General features: G+C 53.1%; 25 protein-coding genes. 15 read left to right on the forward strand and 10 right to left on the reverse strand.

The genetic code is table 11. The features are described from left to right. Positions 1-5: 5 nt before the first annotated feature. Both HU175_RS23995 and HU175_RS24000 read left to right on the forward strand, forming a co-directional pair. Positions 6-677 carry a hypothetical protein gene (locus tag HU175_RS23995; RefSeq protein WP_176568977.1) on the forward strand — a complete coding sequence of 224 codons (672 nt, stop codon included), beginning with the start codon at positions 6-8 and terminating at the stop codon, positions 675-677. A gap of 4 nt (positions 678-681) precedes the next feature. Next, positions 682-1242 (forward strand): YceI family protein, encoded by a 561-nt coding sequence (locus HU175_RS24000; protein WP_176568978.1) that lies wholly within the window; start codon positions 682-684, stop codon positions 1240-1242. A 6-nt stretch (positions 1243-1248) separates the two neighbouring features. On the opposite strand, the gene HU175_RS24005 is transcribed toward HU175_RS24000, so the two are convergent. The 3 genes from HU175_RS24005 to dnaN form a co-directional block, all read right to left on the reverse strand. Continuing rightward, entirely contained in the window at positions 1249-2136 is an 888-nt protein-coding gene (locus HU175_RS24005) for a hypothetical protein (RefSeq protein ID WP_176568979.1), read from the reverse strand. A 15-nt stretch (positions 2137-2151) separates the two neighbouring features. After that, on the reverse strand, positions 2152-3372 hold the full coding sequence (locus tag HU175_RS24010) for a TCR/Tet family MFS transporter (RefSeq protein ID WP_176568980.1): 1221 nt from the start codon (positions 3370-3372) through the stop codon (positions 2152-2154). A gap of 104 nt (positions 3373-3476) precedes the next feature. Further along, positions 3477-4616 (reverse strand): DNA polymerase III subunit beta, encoded by a 1140-nt coding sequence (gene dnaN, locus HU175_RS24015; RefSeq protein WP_176568981.1) that lies wholly within the window; start codon positions 4614-4616, stop codon positions 3477-3479. 185 nt (positions 4617-4801) lie between these two features. On the opposite strand from dnaN, the gene HU175_RS24020 reads away from it, so the two are divergent. The 3 genes from HU175_RS24020 (at position 4802) to HU175_RS24030 (ending at position 7767) form a co-directional block, all read left to right on the forward strand. Beyond that, positions 4802-5317 carry a DUF2480 family protein gene (locus tag HU175_RS24020; RefSeq protein WP_176568982.1) on the forward strand — a complete coding sequence of 172 codons (516 nt, stop codon included), beginning with the start codon at positions 4802-4804 and terminating at the stop codon, positions 5315-5317. Between the two features lie 209 nt (positions 5318-5526). Further along, on the forward strand, positions 5527-6855 hold the full coding sequence (locus tag HU175_RS24025) for a UDP-N-acetylglucosamine 4,6-dehydratase family protein (RefSeq protein ID WP_176568983.1): 1329 nt from the start codon (positions 5527-5529) through the stop codon (positions 6853-6855). 9 nt (positions 6856-6864) lie between these two features. Next, on the forward strand, positions 6865-7767 hold the full coding sequence (locus HU175_RS24030) for a LysR family transcriptional regulator (RefSeq protein ID WP_176568984.1): 903 nt from the start codon (positions 6865-6867) through the stop codon (positions 7765-7767). 11 nt (positions 7768-7778) lie between these two features. On the opposite strand, the gene HU175_RS24035 is transcribed toward HU175_RS24030, so the two are convergent. Beyond that, the gene (locus tag HU175_RS24035; RefSeq protein WP_176568985.1) at positions 7779-9554 is read right to left on the reverse strand and encodes a DUF6044 family protein; all 1776 of its coding nucleotides are present in this window, start codon (positions 9552-9554) and stop codon (positions 7779-7781) included. A 134-nt stretch (positions 9555-9688) separates the two neighbouring features. Between HU175_RS24035 and HU175_RS24040 the strand changes: the two genes are divergently transcribed. Both HU175_RS24040 and HU175_RS24045 read left to right on the forward strand, forming a co-directional pair. Beyond that, positions 9689-11194, forward strand: a complete 1506-nt coding sequence (locus HU175_RS24040) for a M28 family peptidase (RefSeq protein WP_176568986.1) — start codon at positions 9689-9691, stop codon at positions 11192-11194. Positions 11195-11312: 118 nt separating this feature from the next. Further along, the gene (locus HU175_RS24045) at positions 11313-11543 is read left to right on the forward strand and encodes a DUF4834 domain-containing protein (protein ID WP_176568987.1); all 231 of its coding nucleotides are present in this window, start codon (positions 11313-11315) and stop codon (positions 11541-11543) included. A gap of 1 nt (position 11544) precedes the next feature. Here the strand turns inward: HU175_RS24045 and HU175_RS24050 are convergent, their stop codons facing one another. Both HU175_RS24050 and HU175_RS24055 read right to left on the reverse strand, forming a co-directional pair. Further along, positions 11545-11934, reverse strand: coding sequence for a hypothetical protein (locus HU175_RS24050; RefSeq protein ID WP_176568988.1), 390 nt, complete (start codon positions 11932-11934; stop codon positions 11545-11547). Positions 11935-11948: 14 nt separating this feature from the next. Beyond that, the gene (locus HU175_RS24055) at positions 11949-12527 is read right to left on the reverse strand and encodes a phosphoribosylglycinamide formyltransferase (RefSeq protein ID WP_176568989.1); all 579 of its coding nucleotides are present in this window, start codon (positions 12525-12527) and stop codon (positions 11949-11951) included. Between the two features lie 127 nt (positions 12528-12654). Between HU175_RS24055 and HU175_RS24060 the strand changes: the two genes are divergently transcribed. Genes HU175_RS24060 through HU175_RS24075 form a run of 4 tightly spaced genes read left to right on the forward strand, consistent with a single transcriptional unit; the run spans position 12655 to position 15190 of the window. Beyond that, positions 12655-13281, forward strand: a complete 627-nt coding sequence (locus HU175_RS24060) for an ABC transporter ATP-binding protein (RefSeq protein WP_176568990.1) — start codon at positions 12655-12657, stop codon at positions 13279-13281. 9 nt (positions 13282-13290) lie between these two features. Beyond that, the gene (locus HU175_RS24065; RefSeq protein WP_176568991.1) at positions 13291-13995 is read left to right on the forward strand and encodes a peptidylprolyl isomerase; all 705 of its coding nucleotides are present in this window, start codon (positions 13291-13293) and stop codon (positions 13993-13995) included. A 20-nt stretch (positions 13996-14015) separates the two neighbouring features. Beyond that, positions 14016-14927: an SDR family oxidoreductase gene (locus HU175_RS24070; RefSeq protein WP_176568992.1), complete on the forward strand. Its 912-nt coding sequence runs from the start codon at positions 14016-14018 to the stop codon at positions 14925-14927. Then, on the forward strand, positions 14924-15190 hold the full coding sequence (locus tag HU175_RS24075; RefSeq protein ID WP_176568993.1) for a DUF167 domain-containing protein: 267 nt from the start codon (positions 14924-14926) through the stop codon (positions 15188-15190). Before HU175_RS24070 ends, HU175_RS24075 begins: the two co-directional genes overlap by 4 nt. Before the next feature lie 46 nt (positions 15191-15236). Here HU175_RS24075 and HU175_RS24080 read toward each other — a convergent pair whose 3' ends face one another. From HU175_RS24080 to HU175_RS24090, 3 genes are all read right to left on the reverse strand, one after another. Further along, on the reverse strand, positions 15237-16037 hold the full coding sequence (locus tag HU175_RS24080; RefSeq protein ID WP_176568994.1) for a polyprenol monophosphomannose synthase: 801 nt from the start codon (positions 16035-16037) through the stop codon (positions 15237-15239). Positions 16038-16109: 72 nt separating this feature from the next. Then, positions 16110-17456, reverse strand: a complete 1347-nt coding sequence (hemG, locus tag HU175_RS24085; protein WP_176568995.1) for a protoporphyrinogen oxidase — start codon at positions 17454-17456, stop codon at positions 16110-16112. Next, positions 17453-17833 (reverse strand): DUF4296 domain-containing protein, encoded by a 381-nt coding sequence (locus HU175_RS24090; RefSeq protein WP_176568996.1) that lies wholly within the window; start codon positions 17831-17833, stop codon positions 17453-17455. Before HU175_RS24090 ends, hemG begins: the two co-directional genes overlap by 4 nt. An 83-nt stretch (positions 17834-17916) precedes the next feature. Between HU175_RS24090 and HU175_RS24095 the strand changes: the two genes are divergently transcribed. The 4 genes from HU175_RS24095 to HU175_RS24110 are packed head-to-tail and all read left to right on the forward strand — an operon-like array spanning position 17917 to position 21405. After that, the gene (locus tag HU175_RS24095; protein WP_176568997.1) at positions 17917-18783 is read left to right on the forward strand and encodes a DUF58 domain-containing protein; all 867 of its coding nucleotides are present in this window, start codon (positions 17917-17919) and stop codon (positions 18781-18783) included. After that, positions 18780-19751 carry a hypothetical protein gene (locus HU175_RS24100; protein WP_228724261.1) on the forward strand — a complete coding sequence of 324 codons (972 nt, stop codon included), beginning with the start codon at positions 18780-18782 and terminating at the stop codon, positions 19749-19751. The genes HU175_RS24095 and HU175_RS24100 overlap by 4 nt, the downstream gene beginning before the upstream one ends. 2 nt (positions 19752-19753) lie before the next feature. Further along, positions 19754-20827 (forward strand): VWA domain-containing protein, encoded by a 1074-nt coding sequence (locus tag HU175_RS24105; RefSeq protein ID WP_176568998.1) that lies wholly within the window; start codon positions 19754-19756, stop codon positions 20825-20827. Between the two features lie 2 nt (positions 20828-20829). After that, a complete protein-coding gene (locus HU175_RS24110) occupies positions 20830-21405 on the forward strand; it encodes a ribonuclease HII (RefSeq protein WP_176568999.1) in 576 nt (191 codons plus the stop codon). A gap of 1 nt (position 21406) precedes the next feature. Here HU175_RS24110 and HU175_RS24115 read toward each other — a convergent pair whose 3' ends face one another. Further along, positions 21407-23200, reverse strand: coding sequence for an enoyl-CoA hydratase-related protein (locus HU175_RS24115; RefSeq protein WP_176569000.1), 1794 nt, complete (start codon positions 23198-23200; stop codon positions 21407-21409). Between the last annotated feature and the right edge of the window lie 18 nt (positions 23201-23218).

Consider the following 23218-nt stretch of genomic DNA (forward strand, 5'->3'; position numbering starts at 1 on the left):
CCTTTATGAAACAGTTCTTTCTAGTTTGTTTCGCCTTCCTGGCGATGGGATCGTTACGGGCGCAGGATACCACAGCCGTTCGGCGAGACTCTGCTCAGACAACTGGTGATGCTGACGCGCTGCTGGCAGGTCTGTCGGACTCAACCGAAGCGCAGCCACTGCTGCCGCGCAAAATGATTTTTACGCAGCGAGCGTTCTGGGGTCCCAAAGGATTACTGCGCGTGATGAACGTAGCCCCACTTACGCCCGAGGGGCGGACAAAAGAACTGAAAATCCGCCGGGGGATGTTGACGGCTCACCAGATTGGTGGTTTTGTTACGCTGGCCGGTTTTATCGCCCAGGGTTTTCTGGGCGCCAAGCTCTACAATGCTTTTGGCGAGGATTATACCCGAATCAAACGCCTGCACGAAGGGGCTGCGACTTTTATCAACGTATCGTACGGCACGACCCTGGCATTGTCACTCACAACGCCCCCACCAATCGTCGGATCAAAACGTGGTTTTACGACCATTAAACTGCACCGGTATCTGGCCGTTGTTCACCTGACGGGCATGGTAGCCACCAACGTGCTGGCACACATGATCCAGACGAATTACGAATTAAAACCATATCACCGGATAGCAGCCTATACCACCTTCGGGGCATACGCAGCTTCAATCGTTGCGTTAACTTTCTAAACGTATGAAAAACTATCTTTTCTGTGGCTATCTCCTAGCCATCGGGCTTCTTGTTGCCTTCAAAAACCCAACGGCCAAACGTAAAATAGTGGCCGACAAATCGAAGTCTACCATCACGTACGCAGCCGTCCATCCGCTTCATAAATGGGAGGGCGTTAGCCGGGAGGTGAACTGCGCGATGATCTACAACGACGACACCAAACTACCCGAAAATCTGGCGGTTTCGGTTAAAGTAGCCTCGTTTGATAGCCAGAATAATAACCGGGACTCCCACGCTGTAGAGGTGCTGGAAGGGATCAAATACCCAAACGTAACGTTTGTCAGCTCGGATATCAAAGCGGGGGATAACGGTAACCTGGTCGCGAAAGGCAACCTAACCTTTCACGGCGTTACCAAGCCCGTTACGCTGCAGGCAACCCGGAAGGAAGAGAGTGGCAAAATGACGCTCACCGGCGAATTTCCGGTGAGTATGGCTACGTACAATATTGAGCGTCCCTCGCTGATGGGTGTTAAAACCGAAGATCAGATGACCTTAAAATTCAACGTTGTTTTTCCGGTTAACTAGGGTTCCTTAGAACGGCTCGACAGAGTTCGTACGTGTGTTGTACACCGGCAGGCCTTTCAGCAAATCTGCCCGCTTCTTTCCACCCATAAAAGAAAGTTTTCCCGCCTGATCGCGGCTTTCCCGAATCGCCGAATCAACAAATCCCTCCTCGGGCGAAACAGGCGTCAACGAGCCTAGCTGCGACTGCTTGACAAAGTAGGCGTTGATACCGGCGCTGTTGCATCCCACAAACGCATATTCTTTTGTCTCGGCAAGGTCGCAGAGAGCACGTAACGACGCGCCAAAATACAGATGGCTGTAATGGGCTTTACTACGGACAAAATCCGGCTGGTAAGGCACTGTTACTGACCGCTCTGGCCCAAACACGCTGTTGTATTCAACGATGACAATGTCCGGGTCGGCAACCGTCACAGCCTGCCAGATCCAGTAGTCATTTCCGTCGACATCAATACTCAACAACCCAATCGGCCCGTTGAAGCCGTCTTCAGTCAATAGCTGATTGATATTTTCGGCTGAGACAAAAGCGGTCTTCGCCGTAATGTCGTGCTGCCAGTACAGTTCCTCAGCCTGAATATCGGCAATATGCGTCTGGCTACCGTCCATTACAAGTCCGCGCCAGCGGTTGTTGAGCAGCAGAAAGCGCGTATTGGCTTCCTGATAGTTTTCAACGCCAAACTCCACAAAGCTGCGATCCCGAAGCTGGGCGTGCTGAATTAGATATTGGATAATCCCGTCGTCGCCAAACTGGGAAAACGCTTTGAATTCGGCCCTCGCCAGCGTCGTTGCGCCCGCGGTGCTTTTCGCCATCAGCTGCCCCATCAGCAGCCGGTTGGCGTGTAAATCCGACCGGGTCTGTTTCAAGAGCTGGATGTAGCTGCGTAGTTTACCAAGCATATAAGTCCCTTTTAACTACGCAGCAATGGACCGGTTCAGGCCACGCCGGGATAGGAAAGCGCTAATCACCACCAGCACCGACGCCAGATAAAAGGGGGCTCCGGGTAAATAGATCGGGGCGGCCGGTGATGTAAAATATGAGAACAGATTCGTCATAATGAGGGGGCCAAAAATAGAGGTCGTACTAGTCAGGCTAGTCAGCGCCCCCTGCAATTCACCCTGTTCGTTGGCCGGCACCTGATTGGAGATAATACCCTGAATAGATGGTCCGGCAATACCGCCCATGGCGTAGACCATCATAAAGGCAAACATCATCCAGCTTTGCGTGGCAATGGCAAAGAGCAGAAAACCCATCGCGCTGAACATCAGCCCCACATAAACGGCCCGCTGTTGACCTATTTTAGGGATGATGATCCGGCTCAGGCCGCCCTGCACAATGGCGAACGAAAGGCCAATAGCAGCCAGCGATAAACCAACCGTTTTTTCGTCCCACTTGAATTTCTCCATCGAGTAGAATGTCCATGTACCCTGCACCGCGAAGCCAGCAATATAAACCAGCACCAGCGACGCCACCAGCCCGAGAATAACCGGATATTTTCCCAGTCGCATCAGCGAGCCGATCGGATTCGCCCGGCGCCAGTCGAAAGGACGTCGGTTTTCGGGGGCAAGTGACTCCGGCAGAATGAAAAAGCCGTACAGGAAATTAACCATGGTTAATCCGGCCGCCACAAAGAAGGGTACTCTCGGGCCGTATTGCCCTAAAAACCCACCAGCAGCCGGACCAAGAATAAAGCCCACGCCAAACGCGGCCCCGATCAAGCCGAAATTCTGTGCCCGTTTTTCGGGTGTGCTGATGTCCGCAATGTAGGCGGTAGCCGTGGTGAAACTAGCTCCCGTTACACCGGCCAGCAAACGGCCGATAAAAAGCCATTCGATCGTGGGGGCAAATCCCTGAAGTATGTAGTCGAGCCCAAATCCGAAGAGCGAAAAAAGCAACACGGGCCGACGCCCAAAACGGTCGCTCAACCCACCCAGAATGGGCGAGAAAAGAAACTGCATGGCAGCATAGGAAAACGACAGCCATCCGCCCCAGCTTGCCGCCTGACTGATGTTACCGTGGATGAGCTGTTCAATTAGCTTCGGAAAGACCGGGATAATGATACCAAGGCCTGTTACGTCGATCAGCAGCGTAACGAAAATAAAGGCAAGCGCGGGAGCAGTAGACCGTTTGGGCATGAAAGAGGAAAAAAGAGGAAGGGGACGAAAGGGAGAAGCGGGACGAAAGGGGTTTCAGCACCCTTTTCCCTTTCGTCCCTTTCGTCCCCTTCCTCCTTTATTTACTATGCGTATGTATTCAACATCACTGGCATCACCAGCATCAGGATATCTTCGTTTTCTTCTTTGTCAGCCGGAATCAGCAGGCCGGCCCGGTTTGGTGCCGACAGTTCCAGACTGATCATTTTTGCGCTCAGGTTGCTGAGCACCTCGGCCATCAACTTGGCGTTGAAGCCGATTTCCATGGCATCACCGTCGTAATCGCAGAGAAGTTTCTCGTTGGCTTCGTTCGAGTAATCCAGATCTTCGGCCGAGATGGTCAGCGAGTTGGTTTTCAGCGACAGACGAATCTGGTGTGTCGTCCGGTTGGCGTAGATCATAATCCGCTTCAGCGAGTTCAGCAGATCAGTCCGGCCAATCGTCATTACGTTTGGATTGTTGGTCGGGATGGCATTTTCGTAATCCGGGAAACGCTCGTCGATCAGGCGGCAGATCAGTTGCGTTGGCCCGAATGTGAACGACGCGTTCGCCTGGCTGAATTCAGCCGTAACGGGGATACCTTCTGGCAGCGACGCCTTCAGCAGTTGCAGCGCCTTACGAGGAATGATGATCGACGAACTGGCAGCCGCGTTCAGATCCGTCCGGCGATAGCGGATCAGGCGGTGTCCATCCGTGGCAACGAACGTAGCGTTGTCGGTATTCATCTGCAGAAACACCCCCGTCATCGCTGGACGCAAGTCGTCGGTACTTGTCGCGAAAACCGTATTGTTGATCGCGGCTAACAAAACTTCCGATGGCATTTCAACACCCATGGTTTTGCTCACGGTCGGCAGTTTCGGGAAATCAATCGGGTTCTCGCCCGACAGTTTGTACCGGCCATTATCGGTCAGAATTTCGGTGCCAAACGTATCCGTGTCGATGTTGACCGTTACGGGCTGTTCGGGCAAACTGCGCAGCGTATCCAGCAGCAGTTTCGCCGGGATAGCGATCGAACCGCTTTCGCTGGCTTCTACCGGAATCTGCGTCGTCATCGTCGTCTGCAGGTCCGACGCGGTTACGGTCAGGGTTCCGCCCGCGGCATTTTCGTCAACGTCGATACGGAACAGGAAATTTTCAAGGATAGGCACGATGGGGTTCGTGGCCACCACACCATTTATATTCTGGAGGTTCTTGAGCAGGACAGAAGAAGAAACGATAAACTTCATATATCAATCGTTTGAAGGAGTGCTTATGATTTAGACTAGTTGACAAAAGTAGCAAAAAAAAGCCGACCGCGGGTGCCTTCTTATGATTCGTTAGGCAGAACCTTTTTACTTTTTTTCAGGGTTATCTACCCGACAATTTAAAAGTAATCGGTGGGTATCTAGCTACTGATTATCAGCCCTGAATTATGGAAACAGAAATTATTAACCGGGTGGCCGGCAGCGGCCTCGTTACGCTGAATCTCGAAGACTATTACGCTTCCGGCGACCGGGTGCTATATGACCTGAAAGACAACCTCTTTATGGGTCTGATTCTGAAAGAAAAAGACTTCCGGGCCTTTTTGAAAGAACACGACTGGAGCCAGTACGCGGGCAAACACGTGGCCATCACCTGCACTGAAGATGCGATCATTCCAACCTGGGCGTATATGTTACTGACGTTACAGTTGCAGCCCTACGCCAAGTCGATCGTTTACGGTTCGCTCACAGATCTGGAAGAAAAATTATATTTCGACGCCATTGCCAGCATTGATGTAGCCGACTATCAGGATGCCCGGGTGGTTGTCAAAGGTTGTTCGGATGTGCCCGTTCCCGTAGCGGCTTACGTAGAGCTCACCCGCGTATTACGTCCTGTAGTGCAAAGTCTGCTGTTTGGCGAACCGTGCAGTACGGTGCCTTTGTACAAACGCCCAAAGCAGGCGTAATCAAAGAGGATGTTTATCTACTGGTTTACAATAGATTACACCGGACCCATAACTATCCATACCGAAAAGTTAATAATGTGCCCACGCGGGCACATTATTGTTACCTGACACTTCCTTCTGTCGGCAAGCCGTTTATATTTGGTCAATCCGTCGCTCGTCCCCGGTAACGCGAACGAGTTGCGGAGCCACCGTACGACGCCCTTACCGATATGATTTCTCTGCTCCCCGCCCAAGCGCTGAGTCCACTGTCGCTGTTTCTGTCAGCCATGGTTTTCGCCGTCAGCTTTTGGCCAGGTCCACGCTCCACAACGTTTCGGCATTTCCTCCGGATGACTTTCCGCCGTCGGAGTCAACGACGAGGAGTCGCCCCCTCATTTACTCCGCAGCTCTCCGGTCCCTCCTTCAACCAGGTTTCAGATCCAAAGTCAGAGCATTTTATCCGCGACCAGACGGTGCTCATTACCGGCGCAGCAGGGTCGATTGGTAGCGAACTGGTTCGGCAGGTGTTGCAACAGAAACCCAGCCAGGTTATTCTAATCGATCAGGCAGAGTCGGCGCTCTACACGCTGGAGGCAACCCTACGTCAGGAATATGACAGCGCTGTCAACGTAGTGGTGCAGATTGCCAATATCACTGATGCAGGCCGGATACACCGGATCTTTGCTACGTACCGACCCGCCCTTGTCTTTCACGCGGCCGCCTACAAGCATGTACCATTGATGGAGCAACACCCTTACGAAGCCATCAACGTGAATGTGCTGGGAACCCAGCTCGTTGCAGACATGGCGGTTCGCTTTGCCGTGCAGAAATTCGTCCTGATCTCCACCGATAAAGCGGTCAACCCAACCAGCGTTATGGGTGCGACTAAACGTCTGGCCGAAATGTATGTCCAGGGACTTAACCAACAGTCAGCCACGCGCTTCGTGGTAACCCGGTTTGGCAATGTGCTGGACTCCAGTGGATCAGTTCTGCCCCTGTTCAGGCAGCAGATAGCCCGCGGAGGGCCGGTAACCGTAACACATCCACACGTTACCCGTTATTTCATGACTATTCCGGAAGCCTGTCACCTCGTGCTGGAAGCCGTTATTCTCGGCAGCGGTGGCGAAGTATTTGTGTTCGATATGGGCGAACCCGTTCGTATCGCCGATCTGGCCCGGCAATTAATTCAGGCCGCGGGTTATGAGGTCAATACAACTATCAAACTGACATTCACCGGGCTGCGTCCGGGGGAGAAACTACACGAAGAGTTGTTGCATACCACAGAAACGGCACTCCTCACCCGTCACCCCCGCATCCAGGCTGCCCGGCTAGAAACGCCGGATGCTTATCAAACCCAGCGTGCCTTACGGGAGCTGGCTCGCATATTACCCTATGCAGACGATAGTACACTGGTGCAGTTTTTACAGAAAGTCGTTCCTGAATACACAAGTCGAAATCCGTTGTATGGTCAACGAGATTTTATGTTATCTACCAGGAGTGTTCTCAACTGCATCGCGCCTGTTGTTAAGGAAAGTGAATCGATGCCGATTCATCCGTAAGTTTGGGGTATGCTCGATTTTCGTCTGCACGTTTTTTACACCGTCGCCAAGCGGCTCAGCTTCACCAAAGCTGCGGCCGAACTGTTCGTTACGCAGCCCGCCATCACCAAACATATTCAGGAATTGGAAAACCAGTTCGGAACGGCTCTCTTCGACCGACGTGGTAATCAGATCAGCCTGACCAAAGCCGGAGAGGTGTTCTTGCGTCATGCCGAAACAATCGTCGCTACCTACCGGCAACTGGAATTCGACATCAACGCGCTGAAGGGGAAATCGGGCGGCACGCTTCGACTAGGGGCCAGCAGTACCGTAGCGCAGTACGTCATTCCGCCCGTGCTGGCCCGTTTCCGCGAACGTACCGCCGACGTAACAGTCTCTTTATTGAGCGGGAACACAGAACAGATTGAGCAGCAACTTCTCAATAAGGACATCGATCTGGGGCTGGTTGAAGGCCGAACGCACCATAGCGATATTCGCTACACGCCATTCGTGAAGGACGAACTGGTACTAGTCTGTCGCCCCGATCATCCGCTCGCCGATTTCGACGAAATCACGCTCGACGATCTGAAAACCATTCCCATTCTGCTGCGCGAACGGGGCTCGGGATCACTGGAGGTGGTTGAGCACGCCCTACGGCGGGCAGGCCTGCGCCTGACAGATCTGACGATCGAGATGCAGCTGGGCAGTACTGAAAGCATCAAATCCTACCTCAGCAGTTCGCGCTGTATGGCGTTCGTGTCAGTCTTTGCGGTGCAGGACGAGTTACGGGCTGGGAGCCTGAAAATTCTGGATATTCAGGGACTAAGTATTCAGCGGGATTTTTATTCAATTCAGCTACAGGGCGTGAACGAAGGGCTGGCCGATACGTTCATGCGTTTTGCCCGGCATCATTACCGGAACGAGGGCAGCTAATCGGTTCGGATTTATCTTTTTGCCACGTCCACTTTATACAGCCATATTTTCCAGTAGCTCTCCGAATCGTTGACGATCTGCTGCAGGACAAGCCGGTTTTGAGTAGCATTCCGGATGGGGACTGCTGAGATCAGGTACTTCCCTCCCATCGCAGCCAGCGCCGACGTATTAATCTGCAAACGCTTCACGTCACGGTTTTCGGTTTTCCCGAACAGGTAATTCATTCCCAGTTCAGCCGTATAGAGATACGCCCGACAAGCGTAGGCATCGTAATAGGCCCGCATTTTAGGGGTTCCCTTTGCCAGTTCGGTGGCAATTATCCGGCGAAACGCATGTTTGTAAGCCAGTGGATAGTTATTCTGGTAACTGTCCAGTGTGTAAAAGCCGTTGTACTGGGCCACAGACGGATGCATGCCCAGGCAGATAACCCGGTAATCGGATTGCGGCTGGGCAATGTAATTTCGGATTCGGGCAAACTGCCGCTCGGCGAAGAACGCCCGATAAGACGGATACTGCGCTTCGGTTACAATACCCGCCATTTTACCCACGTTGATCAGCCATTCCTTATTAGCAACGATCATTAAAATCAGTTGCCCCGCCAGCACTAGTTGACTAATCGTTCGCTCGTTTCTGAACTGCCGCAGCGCCAGTGCAAACAGGTAAAACCAGAGCGTAGGTAGCATGAAGTAGAAACGGTCGAACTGGAAAACCCGCAGTTTCAAGCCCAGCCAGCTGGTGCCCAGATCAACAACGAGGTAGTGGTAAAAGCCGTGAATCAGGCAAAAAATGCCCGCCAGGACGGGTAAGCCAATCAGCCATTTCAGCGCCTGCGTATCCTGTTTCCGGTAGGCACGCCAGGCCCCCGCCAACGCTAGTGCCAGAATACCCAGCGTCAGAAAAGCGCCGGTATTGAACATCGGCCAGACGAACAGATCGGCACTTCTGCGTAAGCTATCGATGACTTTCATCGACCGCAGTCGGCTATAATCAAACTCGATACGTTGCGAGATATAGCGTTCATGGATGAAGCCGTAAATCAATTCCCACTCGCTTACCAGATAAAGCACCGACAACAAAGCCAGTCCCACTACGTAACGCCACTGAACTGCCCCGCGCCGGTACATCACAACAACTCCAATCCCCCCCAGCACAATGCAGATAAACAGTCCGGCCCAGACGAAGAACGAGTAGAACGGGAACAAGGTAATAACCAGCCAGTCTGTCCAGCGGGGTTTTATCGTTCGGGAAAGCAGATTCAGAAAGGCGTATAACAGCAGCGGCTGTCCGCTTACCGAAGCGCCATGAACGATGTAACCCGGCACCAGGGCGAACAGAAAAGCCAGCGCCACGCGGGTTAGTACCCAGTTTGTTTCGGGCAGGACGTGTTTCCGCAGCAGTAGAAACATGCCCAAGAAGCCAATGCCGTGGACAGCTATAAAATTGACGACCTGCGCCGTATAAGGCGGCAGCAGATAAAACGAGAGTACTTCCAGATTCAGCCCCGTCCGAAAAGCCGAGCGCGGGATTCCGGCCGACGGGCCGCCACTCATTACGTTTGGAATGATCGTATTCAGATCGAAATCAAAGGCCGTGTTCGTGATCTTCAGCAGGTACAGGTACAGAAAATCGCTGTCCAGATTATCATGAACCGTCAGATGAGCGCCTTCCCCGAGCCAGACATAGGGCAATACGTACAGCCCCAGCAGGGCAAGCGCAATTGTCAGATAATTCTGTTCAGAACTGGTTAGTTGCGTAGATTGCCTGGCGGCTAAAGACGAGCGGGACATAAGCAAAGTAAACCAACGGACAACCAACATTGGGCAGTATACCGAAGCCGTTTAGACCGCGAAAGTACTGAAATTGGTCGACACCGGCGGAGTCTCTCTTTTTTGTAGTTTTACAGCCAACTCAATTCCCTGCTATGAAACTAGCTTCTACCTTGCTTCTGCTGGCGTCAATTCCAGCCTCTGTAAGCATAGCCCAGCCCCGACCTAAAGCCTCGACATCACTCCCCGAATATACCATCAGCCGCGCTGAGGTTGAAGCACACACGTACTTTCTGGCCTCCGATGAACTGATGGGCCGTCGGACCGGTGAAGCGGGTAACCGCGTGGCGGCCCGGTATATTGCCGAGCAGTTCCGGCTCTATGGCCTCAAGACACCACCGGGCCAGGAAGGCTATTTACAGACAATTCCTTTTGAAAAAATCAGAGCGGCCAGTTCAGCTACGCTGCTGATTGGGAACGATACACTGAAACTGGGAAAAGAGCTGGTCGTTATGGCCGGTAACCCCACCAACGTAACGGGCGAAGTAGTATATGTTGGCTACGGCCTGACCGACGGCGAAGACGGCTACAAAGGCCGCGACCTGAAAGGACGTATTGTCGTGGCGCAGGGCGGCTCGCCCGACGCAAAAAGCCCGCGCGAGATCTTTTCAGCGGCCGAGGCCAAACGTAAATTGGCTGCGGAGAAAGGCGTAGCCGCTCTTATCGAACTCTACAGCGAGTCGATTCCCTGGGGATTTGTCAATCAGTATTTCAACCGCGAGCAGATTACGTCTGCTATGCCCGCCGGTCCAAATGCGCCCGCTCACCTCTGGATCAACAACGCCAACAATAAATACAAGCAATTGAAAGAATCCGGCCAGACCGTTACGTTACGTACGTCGGGCCGCGAGCGGGCTGCCGCTCCTTCGGCCAATGTTGCAGGTATCATCGAAGGTACCGACCCAAAACTCAAGAACGAGTACATTATTCTGTCGGCCCACTACGATCACGTTGGCGTGGGCAAACAGGGCGGTAGTGCTTACGAACCCAGTGATAGTATTTTCAACGGGGCACGGGACAATGCCTTCGGTACGGTTGCGATTCTGGAATCGGCTAAAGTTCTGGCCCAGCAACGCCCTAAACGGTCGGTACTGGTTGTGGCGCTGACGGGCGAAGAAGTTGGCTTGCTGGGTAGTCGCTACTACGCGGAACATCCGCTGGTGCCGCTAAAACAAACGATTTTCGATCTGAATACCGATGGGGCGGGTTATAACGACACGACGATTGTCTCAGTAATCGGGCTGGAGCGGACCGGTGCCAAAGCCGAAATTGAAGCAGGGGCTAAAACTTTTGGCCTGAGTGTTTTCGCAGAACCCGCGCCCGAACAGGGCCTGTTTGACCGGTCGGACAACGTAGCGTTTGCGGCAAAGGGCATTCCGGCACCAACGTTCTCGCCAGGGTTCAAAGCTTTTGATGATGCGATTGGCAAGTATTACCACCAAGCCATTGACAACCCTGAATCGCTGAATTACAATTACGTGCAACGCTTCTGCCAGGCGTTCGCGCATACCGCCCGTCTGATTGCCAACCGGGCCAATCGGCCGCAATGGATAGCCGGCGATAAGTATGAAGCCGCCGGGAAAGCGCTCTACGGTCAATAAACCATTCGTCCGGTTATCAGTCCGCTCAGGCAGGCTGATAACCGGACAATCAAGTTAAATTATCCGGGGAAAACTAATCGTTCATCCCCTACGTTTATTAACTAACAAAGATTCTGTTATGCTGCTCAAATATCTGTTCATCATCACGCTTATCATCCTGTTTGTACCACCCGTTCGCCGGTTTGTATTTTACCTGCTCGTTGGGCGGCAGCTGGTCAATGAACAGAAGCAGCAGAACATTAAGAACCAGCGCCGGGAAGGCGACATTCGGGTCGATCGTCAGCCAGGCAAGAACAACGGCCAGCGCCAGTCAGACGGCGAGTATGTCGATTACGAAGAAGTCAAATAGATCAGAATTCGTCTTTGTATTTCACCGCTACGCCAGTCATTACGTAGCCATTCTCCGTCACGGACGTAAAGTAGGTATATTTTACCTCGACCAGTGCGTCGGCACCGAGTCGGTCAGCCTGAGTAGCCAATCGGCTCAGGAGTAACTGTTTCTGTTCAACGTTATTTCCCCGACTCAGCATCATTCCGTTTTTTGACTGCCGATCGGCCAGCGGTATTTCCTGCCGCATCTGCAATTCCTGCAGGGGCAGATAAGGGCGCGTCGGGCGATCGTCGCCGTAGAAAACGTCGACCGCATACTTTCCCCATTTCTTGCTGTTCAGGGGAATTGCCGATTGAAAGCAGCTCGTCAGCGTACTTACCAAGAGTAAATAAAGGCCGGCTTTTCTCATTCTGTTCGTCTATTTTAAGCCAGCAGTTCAGCAACCACGCGCGGGTAGTGCTCGTGTTCCAGCACCTGAACGTTCCGTGCTACGTCCTCCGGCGAGTCGGTTGGGGCCACGGCGCAACTGGCCTGAAAAATAATCTGCCCCTCGTCGTAGTGCTCGTTGACGTAATGGATGGTGATTCCTGACTCTGTTTCGCCAGCCGCCACGACAGCCTCGTGCACAAAATGGCCGTACATTCCTTTTCCACCAAATTTGGGTAGCAAGGCCGGGTGAATGTTGACAATTTTATTCGGAAATGCCTGCACCAGCCCAGCAGGCATAAGCCACATGAATCCCGCTAATACGATCAAATCTATTTCCTGATCCCGCAGAAGCTGCGTAATCCGCTCCGTTTCGTAAAATGTTTTCCGGTCGAACAGGATGACCGGTACGTGCTGCCCGGCGTTAAAACCACGACGCGCCCGGTCGATCACCCCGGCTTTGGGGTTGTTCGATAGAACGAACGATATCGTGATTTCGGACTGATTGGCCAGATACGCAGCAATTTTTTCGGCGTTACTACCGGAGCCAGAAGCAAACAGAGCAATTCGTTTCACAGATAATTCGGGAGTCGTGTAAGCAGGACAAGCAGCTAATTCCAACGATTATACGAATCAGCCCCATTTGTCTATTCGGGCGAAATTACAACTTTTACCTATTTTTGTGGGTACCTGACCGAATCCGATGCTGTCAACTCACCAACTTACGTTTGCGTACGGCCCTGCCAAACAGTTCGCTTTTCCTGATGTTCACTGCGCCAATCGCGAAGCGCTGCTGATTCTGGGCCGGTCGGGAACGGGCAAAACAACCTTCCTGCATCTACTCGCCTTGTTGCTGAAGCCAAAGAGCGGTTCCGTCACTATAAACCAGACCGATCTAACACAGCTCAGCGCGGCCGAAACGGCTGCCTTCCGGGCCAAGCACGTAGGCATCGTTTACCAGAAACCTCATTTCGTCAGTTCGTTGTCCGTCATGGATAATTTACTGATGGCCAATTACCTGGCGAACAAACCTCAGGACCGGGATCGGGCGCGCAGTCTGGCCCAGCAACTGGGTTTTGGCGATCACCTCGATAAGCGAACGCACCAGCTCAGCCAGGGCGAGCAACAGCGGGTTAGCATTGCCCGTTCGGTGATGAACCAGCCGGATCTGATTCTGGCCGACGAACCTACGTCCAGCCTCGACGATGAAAATACAGATCGGGTTATTAAACTGCTTACCGAACAATCTGAGCAGATCGGCGCCAGCCTGGTGGTAGTAACGCACGACCAGCGCCTGAAAGACGTTTTCCCGAATCGCGTCAATCTCTAATCGGCTCCTATGAAACAGCTTATTTATTTTCTCCTGTTGGTTCCGGTGTTATCACTAGCCCAGAATCGCAAAAAGAAAGATTACCTCGTTACGCTCCAGACCGACTACGGCCCCGTGCACCTGGTACTATACGACCAGACGCCCAAGCATAAAGAAAACTTTATCAAGCTCGTGAACGATAAGTTTTACGACGGGCTATTGTTTCACCGGATCATCTCTGCCTTTATGATCCAGGGGGGTGATCCCAAATCCAGACAGGTAAAAGCCGGTGAACCACTCGGCAGTGGCGACATTGGCTATCGCATCCCGGCGGAATTCGTACCGACGCTTTTTCACAAAAAAGGGGCTTTAGCGGCTGCCCGTGATAATAATCCGGAGAAAGCTTCCAGTGGTTGTCAATTCTACATCGTACAGGGCAAAACCTGGGATGATGAAGGACTACAGAAGCAGGTCGATCGTATTCAGAGCCTGAAAGGGCATGTGCCGACCCTGGAGCAGAAACAAGTCTACCAAACCCTCGGCGGAACGCCCCACCTCGACGGTAACTACACCGTTTTTGGCGAGGTTATTGACGGACTGGCCATTGTGGATAGCATTGCCAAACAACCCCGCGACGCGCAGGATCGTCCCAAGAAAGACATTCACATGAGCATGACGGGTGACTGGGTTAAGAAAAAGAAAATTACCAAACAGTTCGGCTATCGGTATCAATAGCTCGTTCACAACCAGATCGTATGAAAAAACGAATTCTTCTCACCGGCTCGAACGGGCTTCTGGGTCAGAAATTAGTTGACTTGCTCATTCAGCAGGAAGGCATCGAACTTACGGCTACCGCCCGGGGCGACAACCGTCTTCCCTACTCAGACGGTTATACGTACCGGTCGATGGACATTACGGATCGGCAGCAGGTCCTGGATGTTATCAGCGACGTACGGCCGGATGCAGTTATCCACACGGCCGCTATGACTGACGTGGATAAGTGTGAATTACAGAAAGATGCCTGCTGGGCGCAGAACGTTCAGGCGGTGGAATACCTGGTTGAAGCCTGTGGGAACACAGACGCATTCCTGCTGCACGTATCGACCGACTTCATTTTCGATGGTACGGCTGGCCCTTACGACGAAACGGCAGAAGGTAATCCAATCAGTTTTTACGGCTGGAGCAAGTACGCAGCCGAGAAAGTAGTCATTCATTCGAACCTCCGCTGGGCCATTGCCCGTACGGTACTGGTGTATGGCATTGCCCACGATATGAGCCGCAGCAACATCATCCTGTGGGTGAAGAAATCGCTGGAGGACGGCAAGAATATCAAAGTCGTTACGGATCAGTGGCGGAGCCCAACACTGGCCGAAGATCTGGCTATGGGTTGCTACCTGATTGCTGACAAAGAAGCCAAAGGTATCTTTAATATCTCGGGCAAAGAAGTTCTGACGCCCTACGACATGGCGATTAAAACCGCCGATTATTTTGGACTGGACAAGTCGCTAATCGCGCAGGCCGACGCATCGACGTTCACGCAGACCGCCCGTCGTCCACCCCGTACCGGTTTCACTCTGGACAAGTCGCAGCGTGAACTGGGCTACAACCCACATACCTTCGAAGCAGGAATCGCCGTACTGGCTGGCCAGTTGCAGCAACCCGCATGATATTGTCCATAAAAGTGAAGCCCGGCAGCAAAGTAGATCAAATTTTCTACGATGCTGCCGGGCTTCTGACTGTTAAAATAAAAGCGCCCGCTCAGGAAGGCAAAGCAAATGCCTATCTAATTGATTTTCTGGCCAAACGGCTGGGCGTCGCCAAAGCGAACGTAACGGTTGTGGCGGGTTTCACAAGTCCACACAAGCGTATCGAACTGAACGTAACATCAGAAGTCTTCGAGCGTTTTCTGTCAACTATTAATCGAACATAAAAAACCCCTGAGAGTCATTCCAGGGGTTTTGTTAGATTTCTCTTTCCTAGACAGCCTCTACAGGCTCTTCATTTTTGACGGCGGCTTCCCGGCGTGGAATATAGTGTCGGAAGAAGCTGCTGATTTTCATTTGCAGTACGCCGAAAACAGCTTCCTTGAAGATTTTAGACGACATTTTCGACACACCCCTGGTCCGGTCGGTAAAGATGATCGGGACTTCACTGATGCGGAAACCGTATTTCCAACAGGTAAACTTCATCTCGATCTGGAAAGCGTAGCCCACGAACTTGATCGGATTGTGCAGAATCACTTCCAGCACCTCGGCCCGGTAGCAGACAAAGCCCGCCGTGGGGTCCATTACCGGCATGCCCGTTACGAAGCGAACATACACCCCGGCGAAATATGACATTAACACCCGCCCCATTGGCCAGTTCACTACGTTGACCCCCCGGATGTAGCGCGACCCAACCGCAATGTCAGCCCGTTCGGGTCCGGCATCGGCGCAGGCATGGTAAAGCTTGATAAGGTCATCCGGATTATGCGAGAAGTCAGCATCCATCTCGAACAGGTATTGATACCCGCGCGACAGTGCCCATTTGAAGCCATCAATGTAGGCTGTGCCCAGGCCCAGCTTACCCCGCCGTTCGAGCAGATGCAGCCGGTTTATAGTTCCGTTCGCCGGGTACTCTTCTTGGAGCTCCCGAACCCGCCGGGCAGTCCCGTCCGGTGACCCATCATCAACGATCAGTACGTCGAACGGCTCCACAAGACTAAATACCTTGCGGATGATTGCTTCAATATTTTCAATCTCGTTGTATGTCGGAATAACGACCAGGCGCTCTTTCACAGGCTTTCCGGTAAGTTAGTGAGGTAGTATCTGTACAACAGGGAAGCCCTACGTTTTTGTACAAATTAAACATTAAAAATTGTTAATCACAGATTCGCCCGCCAGTTCAGCCGCCAGCTTTATCGCTTTGCCGATGCAGTCGGACAGCGATATTCCGCCGTACCAGTTGGCACAAACGAACAGGTCATCTTCTTCGGCACGCTTCACCCAGGGCTTCACGGCTACGATCTGCGCGTCATATTGTGGAATTGCCCGCTCCCAGCGCGTAATCGTTCTGAAAACAGGCGTCGACGTACGGACGCCAAAGCCTTCTTCCAACTCGTTCTGTACACCCTGCTCGATCTGTTCGTCAGACAAGCGGGCGTTCGCTGGATTCTGCTGTCCACCCACAAAAGTTGTGATCAGCACTTCGTCGTCAGCGCAACGTCCCTCGAATACGGAACTGCTCCAGATATGACCGGCAGCAAACCGACCTTCCACCTTTGGGTTGAGCCCACCGAAGCCGTTGAGCGGATGGGTTACGTCGGCCCGTTTGAACACGGAGTGGACCGCTGTCATGGGTGGATACGCAATTTGACTCAAGGCCGTGGCAAAACTATCGTTATAACCAGCCACAAGCCGGGCCGCGGCATCGGTTCCGACGGCCAACACGAGTCGATCGACCGTTACGGTCCCAGACTTGCTGTCGACCTGCCAGCCGGAGGGCGTGTGAGCAATCTGACGAACAGGATCGTTCAGCGACAATTTGTTCAGCCGGTTGGCCAGCGCCAGCGGCAGCGCCTGCATTCCCTCCCGGAAGCTAAACGATTGTTTGCGGGCGCCCCCCTGCTGTTTCATGAAGCCACGCAGTACGGAACCGTATTCTTTCTCGAATGCCAGCAGACTTGGGAAGGTCTCCGATACCAGCAGCCGTTCCGGATCACCAGCATAAATTCCGGCGACGAAAGGCCCCAGTGCATACTCGACAAGCTCCGACGAGAAGCGACGCCGGAAAAACTGGCCCAGCGTTTCGCCGGGAGGAGATAATGTTTTATTGTTACGCTCCCGCCAGATGGCGAGTTTGGTTTTCCAACTAAAGAAATTCCCGAAAAGCAGCGACAGCGGTCCCGAGGGCAAAGTGCGGTACTGGCCACTCCGGAATATGTAGCGCGCCTTACTGACCGGTTTGCTGAACGTCAGCTCAGGCGTCAGACCCAACTCGTCCAACCAGTTCAGCAACGCATCGTCACCCAGGAGAGAGTTAGGCCCTAATTCCCGCAGGTACGCTCGACCCGCTTCTTGTCCTTTCTCCCGGCTCGACCGGATGTACCCACCCGGCTGATCGGACGCTTCCCAAAGATGGTAGTCAATACCAAGCTTCTCCAGCTCGTAGGCCAGTGTCAGCCCTGAAATCCCGGCGCCAATGATCCCGATGCTCATAACTTAGTAGGTTTTTTAGCCACGTCCAGCTTTTTTTGCAGCCTCCCGGTAATCTCTTTGTAAACAGCCTCCATTTCGCGGGGGTGGGTTGAGTAGTACCGATAGCTGGCGTTATAGCGGGCCGTGTCGAGCTTATATTTTTTGAAAATTTGCTTCTCCAGTCGGTTATACACGATGTTGGACGAATCTACGGACCGAAGGCCCATCTGCCCAACCCGCGCTTCGGCCAGGTGAATATCGGTCAGGATGCTGACCATTGTCTCTTCGGGCAGCAAATTGTCGGGTTTGGTATCGTCGACGGCGGAACAGGCCTGCATCAGCCACGCGCCCAGCAGCACAGACAATGATAAGCCGGAATTGAATACGTGTCGAAGCATAGGTTTATATCGTAATTTTGTAAGCTGCTCCCGCCCGGCAAAGTTCGGGATTGGTTGTTAAAAAAGTATAACGCCACCTGCTAATGGATGAGTTCTTGGCCCGGATCCGCAATTTTGATATTCGCATCCGTAAAGCGGTAAATTCGCAGATGCGCGGCAGCTTCCGGTCCGTTTTTAAGGGAACGGGGCTCGAGTTCAGCGATTTGCGGACGTATCAGTACGGCGACGACGTTCGGGTGATCGACTGGAACGTATCGTCCAAGGGTCATGGTACGTTCGTGAAGGTGTTCCGCGAGGAAAAAGACCAGACCGTTTTTTTTGTGGTCGACGTGAGTGCCTCCCAGCAGGTGGGTCCACGCCAGCGGAACAAGCTGGATGCCACCAAAGAGATCTGTGGCGTTCTTGCGCTGTCGGCCATCCGCGAAGCCAGCCACGTCGGACTCTATTGTTTTTCCGACCGGAAGGAGCAGTACATCAAACCGGCAAACGGGATGAAAACCGGCTATCAGCTCATTACGAGTCTGTATAAGTCACAGCCGGAGTCGAGCCGGACGAATATCTCGGATGCCCTCCTGTTTACACTCAACAGCCTGAAACGACGTAGTGTCGTTTTTCTGATTTCTGATTTTATCGATCAGAATTACGACCACAACCTGAAGGCGCTGGCGAAAAAGCACGATCTCGTCGTTATTCACCTGTTCGATCAGCGGGAAGTTCACCTGCCCCGGCTGGGGATTGTGCCGGTACACGATACCGAAACCGGCCGTACGGTATGGATAAATACGTCTTCAGCGCAGTTTCGGCAAGGGTTACGTAACTCATTTCAGCAGAATCAGATCCGGCTCGAGCGGTTGTGCAAACAGTATAACGCCAACTATCTTGCCATTAACTCGCAGGAAGATTTTGTCCCTAAACTCGTTGATCTGTTCCGGGTAAGAAGATACCAATGATTCGATTTGTTGCCTGTTTTTCCCTGCTTTTTAGCCTGTGCTGGACGATCCAGGCACAACAGGCCCCTGTTGGCCGTTTTCTGACAGACAGCATTGAAATTGGGCGGCCTTTCCGGTATTCGCTTACGTATTCCCACCGCCCTACAGTCGATCTGATTTTTCCGGATACGATCAGCCATTTTGCTCCTTACCGCGTTGAGGACGTAGCAACATTTACAACCCAAACGACGGGTACCGGCGCGCAGGCTATTAGCCGGGACAGCGCGGTATATACGCTGGTCTCGTTCGAAACGGACTCCATCCAGTTGCTGCGGGTGCCTATCCGGATCATCTCTGCCAACGATTGTACCGCGCTCTATACAGCTGCAGATACGGTATTTCTCCGCTCTCGGCTTCCGCAGACCGATTCAACCGGACTGCATTCATTTACGCTGGCTACTGAAACAACCCTGACGCCCCTGCGGCAGCAGTTCAATTATCCGCTGCTGGTTTCCAGCCTCCTGGTTATTGGTGTACTAAGTACGTTGCTCTTTATTCTGTTTCGTCAGCCACTTCAGCGGCTCTGGTGGCTCAGCCGACTGGACCGGCATTACCGGCGGTTTCAGCAGCAGTTTAACCGCCTGAGCCGAAGTATTAATGCCCAGAATGCAGCCGACAACGCCAACCAGGCCGTAATTCTCTGGAAAAGTTACCTGGAAGAACTGGATGGGCAATCCTATACGTCGCTTACCACTTCCGAACTGGCGGAGCGTTTCAACGAGGAAAAAGTTACGGCTGCTCTGCGCGATGCCGATCTGATGATTTACGGCAACGTTTTTCTCTCCCAGTCGCAGTCGTCCCTGCAGGTACTGAGCGATCTGGCCGAACGCATTTATCAACGCCGTCGGCGCGAAATGCAGTCCATTGCGGGTCAGCCAACATCGGCACCCCCTGAAACCAGCGAGGCTTCTTCCGCTCTTACCCCCTGATTATGACGCCCTGGTATTCACTTAGCTGGTTTAGCCCGACGCAATGGCAGCAGTTCCGCTTTGCCTATTCCCTGGCCTTGTACCTGATCCCCGCCGTGCTGCTGCTGTTTGCGCTGCGCTATTACCTCTACCGCAACGCCCAGCAGCGGCTCAACATGTCTCTGAATCCTGTATTTACGACTCGTTCATCAACCGGCTGGTCATTTTTCGGGCAGTACGTTATGAGCAGTCTTCGCTTTCTATTGCCAATCAGTATGTTTATCGCTGTCAGCCTGCTGCTTGTGTCGCTGGCCCGGCCACAAATCGTGTGGGAACGGCGCGATGAGCAGGCCGAAGGAATCGATATTATGCTGGCGATGGACGTATCATCTTCGATGAGTGAAACGGACGTAGCGCCTAACCGGCTCACTGCCGCCCGTGGGGTGGCTCAGCGCTTTGTGAAAGGTCGTAAGAATGACCGTATTGGCCTGGTTGTATTCGCCGGGGAAGCATTTTCGCTCTGTCCGCTCACCACCGACTACACCCTGGTTCAGCAGTACCTGACGAACCTCAACGACCAGATGATTCGTACGTCAGGAACGGCCATTGGCGACGCGCTGGCCCGCTGCATCAACCGGATGCGCGACCGTCCCACCACCGACAGCACGCATACCGTAGCGGCCGAGTCCGATAATCAGCGTAGCAAGGTGGTTATTTTGCTGAGCGATGGGGATAACACCGCCGGAAACCTCGATCCCGTCATGGCTGCCCGGCTGGCCCGCGCCTTCAAAATTCGCCTGTACACAATTGCCGTCGGCCGACCAGAGCGGTCCCGGGACCAAACCGTTTCGGTAGACGAAGGGATTCTGAAAACCATCGCCACGATTGGACAGGGCAATTTCTTCCGCGCTACCGACGCAGGGCGGCTTGAAGCGGTTTTTGCTCAGATCAACCAACTGGAAAAAGCACCGGTCCGAATACTGGTTCACGAAGACATTCAGGATTTCTACCGGGTTTACCTGTACTGGGGCGTCGTTTTTCTCTTGGTATCACTATTCCTGAAAGTGACGATCGTGGGGAATATTCTGGAAGATTAGTTATGCTACAATCGTTTTATAGTACCGACGTAATTGAGGCTGGCCTGGACGAAGTGGGCCGGGGATGCCTGGCTGGTCCTGTCGTGGCCGCTGCCGTTATTCTGCCTTCCGACTACACCCACCCCCTATTGAACGACTCTAAACAGCTTTCCCGGCTTCAGCGCGAAACAATACGGCTGGATATTGAACGCGATGCGCTGGCCTGGGCCGTTGCCGAAGTATCGCATGAGGTTATCGACCAGATTAATATTCTGAAAGCAAGTTTCCTGGCTATGCACCGCGCTATCGACGCGCTGATAATACGTCCGGAACACCTGCTGATTGACGGAAATCGGTTCACGCCCTATCCCATGATCCCGCACACCTGCGTTGTTAAGGGCGACACCAAGTTTCTGTCGATTGCGGCCGCGTCGATTCTCGCGAAAACGTACCGCGATGATCTGATGGAACGCTTAAGTCTCGATTTTCCAGCGTATGGCTGGGCGAAGAATGTAGGTTACCCGACGCCACTGCACCGGGCTGCCATTCGGGAGTTTGGTCCAACCAAGCATCACCGCATGAGCTTCCGGCTTATCTGAGTTAAGCTGGTTGACTCGCCTGCGCTCGTAGTTGTCCTGTTGGCAGGAATCGATCGCCAAAGGAAGCTGCCAGTTGATCGCAGGTATCAACGAATAGCGTAGTCCCCACGAAATCAACGAATGATGCGGCTCCTCCGGTGTAGGTCGGGAAACCCCAACCCAGAATAGACCCCAGATCGGCTTCCAACTTAGTGCAGATTACGCCTTCTTCCAGACAGCGGACAGCCTCCAGCGACTGCCGATATAATAGCCGTTTTTTGATTACATCAAGCGATGGCTGCTCCCCAGCCGCCGATTTGCTGGCTTCGGTGCCAGGTACCGGACTGATTGCCATACCCGCCTGCATGCTGGCTTTGTGAATCAGTGTTTCAGAAACACCTTCGGCCAGTAACCGTTGTCCTTCATCGATAAACACGGCCGAACAGCGAGCTACGTAGTAACCTGGTGAATCACGAACGACGATGGGCATTTTCCTGATTTTTCGCGCCAAGTCAATCGCCATAGCCAGCGCCTGATCCGACGTTTGTGGCCCTTTGATCAGCTCAACAAGTACTGCTTTTTCTGCCGACGGAATCCAGTTCATTCCTAATATGCGCTCGGGATTTTCGAACCCAGCCGTCAGGTCAGCCAGAGGTTGCTCGGGCGACGCAACGATCAAGACGGCTTGGGATAATTGCCCTGCTGGTAGTTGGCTCAAAAATCTGTCGGACACGAGCGCCAGTTCACAGTTGTTAAAATCCGGGGCGCTCGTCGTATCCAGATGGATGACCTCGGTACCGGCTTTCGCTGCGATACTGGTGATTCCTGCATTTCTCCCCTGAACGGCGATCGACGTAACATCTGTCCGAGGTTGATTTTTGGGCCGGCTTATTCCTTTGCTGGCCTCATTCATGCCCAGGAACATCGTCTGAATCAGATTCCGGGCGACTTTAGACGTTGCTACGTTCACAAAATGCTGTGCTTCGATCGCTACACCTTGCTCGATGGACACTCGCAGCCCTTCACTGACACAGGCTACTATTTCGAGCGGAGCGGGGTAATTACCATGTGTCTGCTCCTGCACGGATGCAGTCGCCATCTCAACTACCATGTCCAATGTTTGTCCGCTGGCTCCTGGCGACTGAAAGTCATCTTTCCCAACAATCCGTCCCGAGTGGTAATCTATTTTATCCCAGGGCTTCAATGGCGTCGGGTTCGCCAGAATCCAGGCACGGGCTTTTGTCATTAGTTCTTCTGGACTGTTGGCTACGTCATCGATCAGGCCCAGTTGCAAAGCCTCCGGTACATTAACTCTTCGACCTTCCAGCATGAGCGGCAGGGCCGTTTCAACGCCAACCAAACGAGGGAGCCGCTGGGTCCCGCCCGCACCCGGCAACAGGCCAATCGTTACCTCGACCAGACCAATAAGCGTTTTCGGATTGTTGAGCGCAATTCGCTGGTGACAGGCCAGACAGATCTCATAGCCACCCCCCAGCGCTGTTCCGTTGATAGCCGCGACGACGGGCTTGCCGGACGTTTCCATACTGCGGAATATTCGGTTCAACTCACTAGAAATCTTCCGTATCTCTGCCGGGTTTTTCTCACTGTTTCGCAGAATCATCTTCAGGTCAGCCCCCGCAACAAACTCCGGCTTTGCCGACGTAATGATTAAGCCACTGACGGTATCGTCGTCATACGCTCGCTGTAAAGCGGCTTCAAACTGGGGGATCGATTCGTCGTTTAATACGTTCATGGGTGCCGAGGTCATAGCCCAGCTAATAATGGCAATGTTCTGGTCAACCGTGTAGTGTATCATGCTGAACGCTTTTGTACA

Source organism: Spirosoma sp. KUDC1026, assembly GCF_013375035.1.
Classification (GTDB): domain Bacteria; phylum Bacteroidota; class Bacteroidia; order Cytophagales; family Spirosomataceae; genus Spirosoma.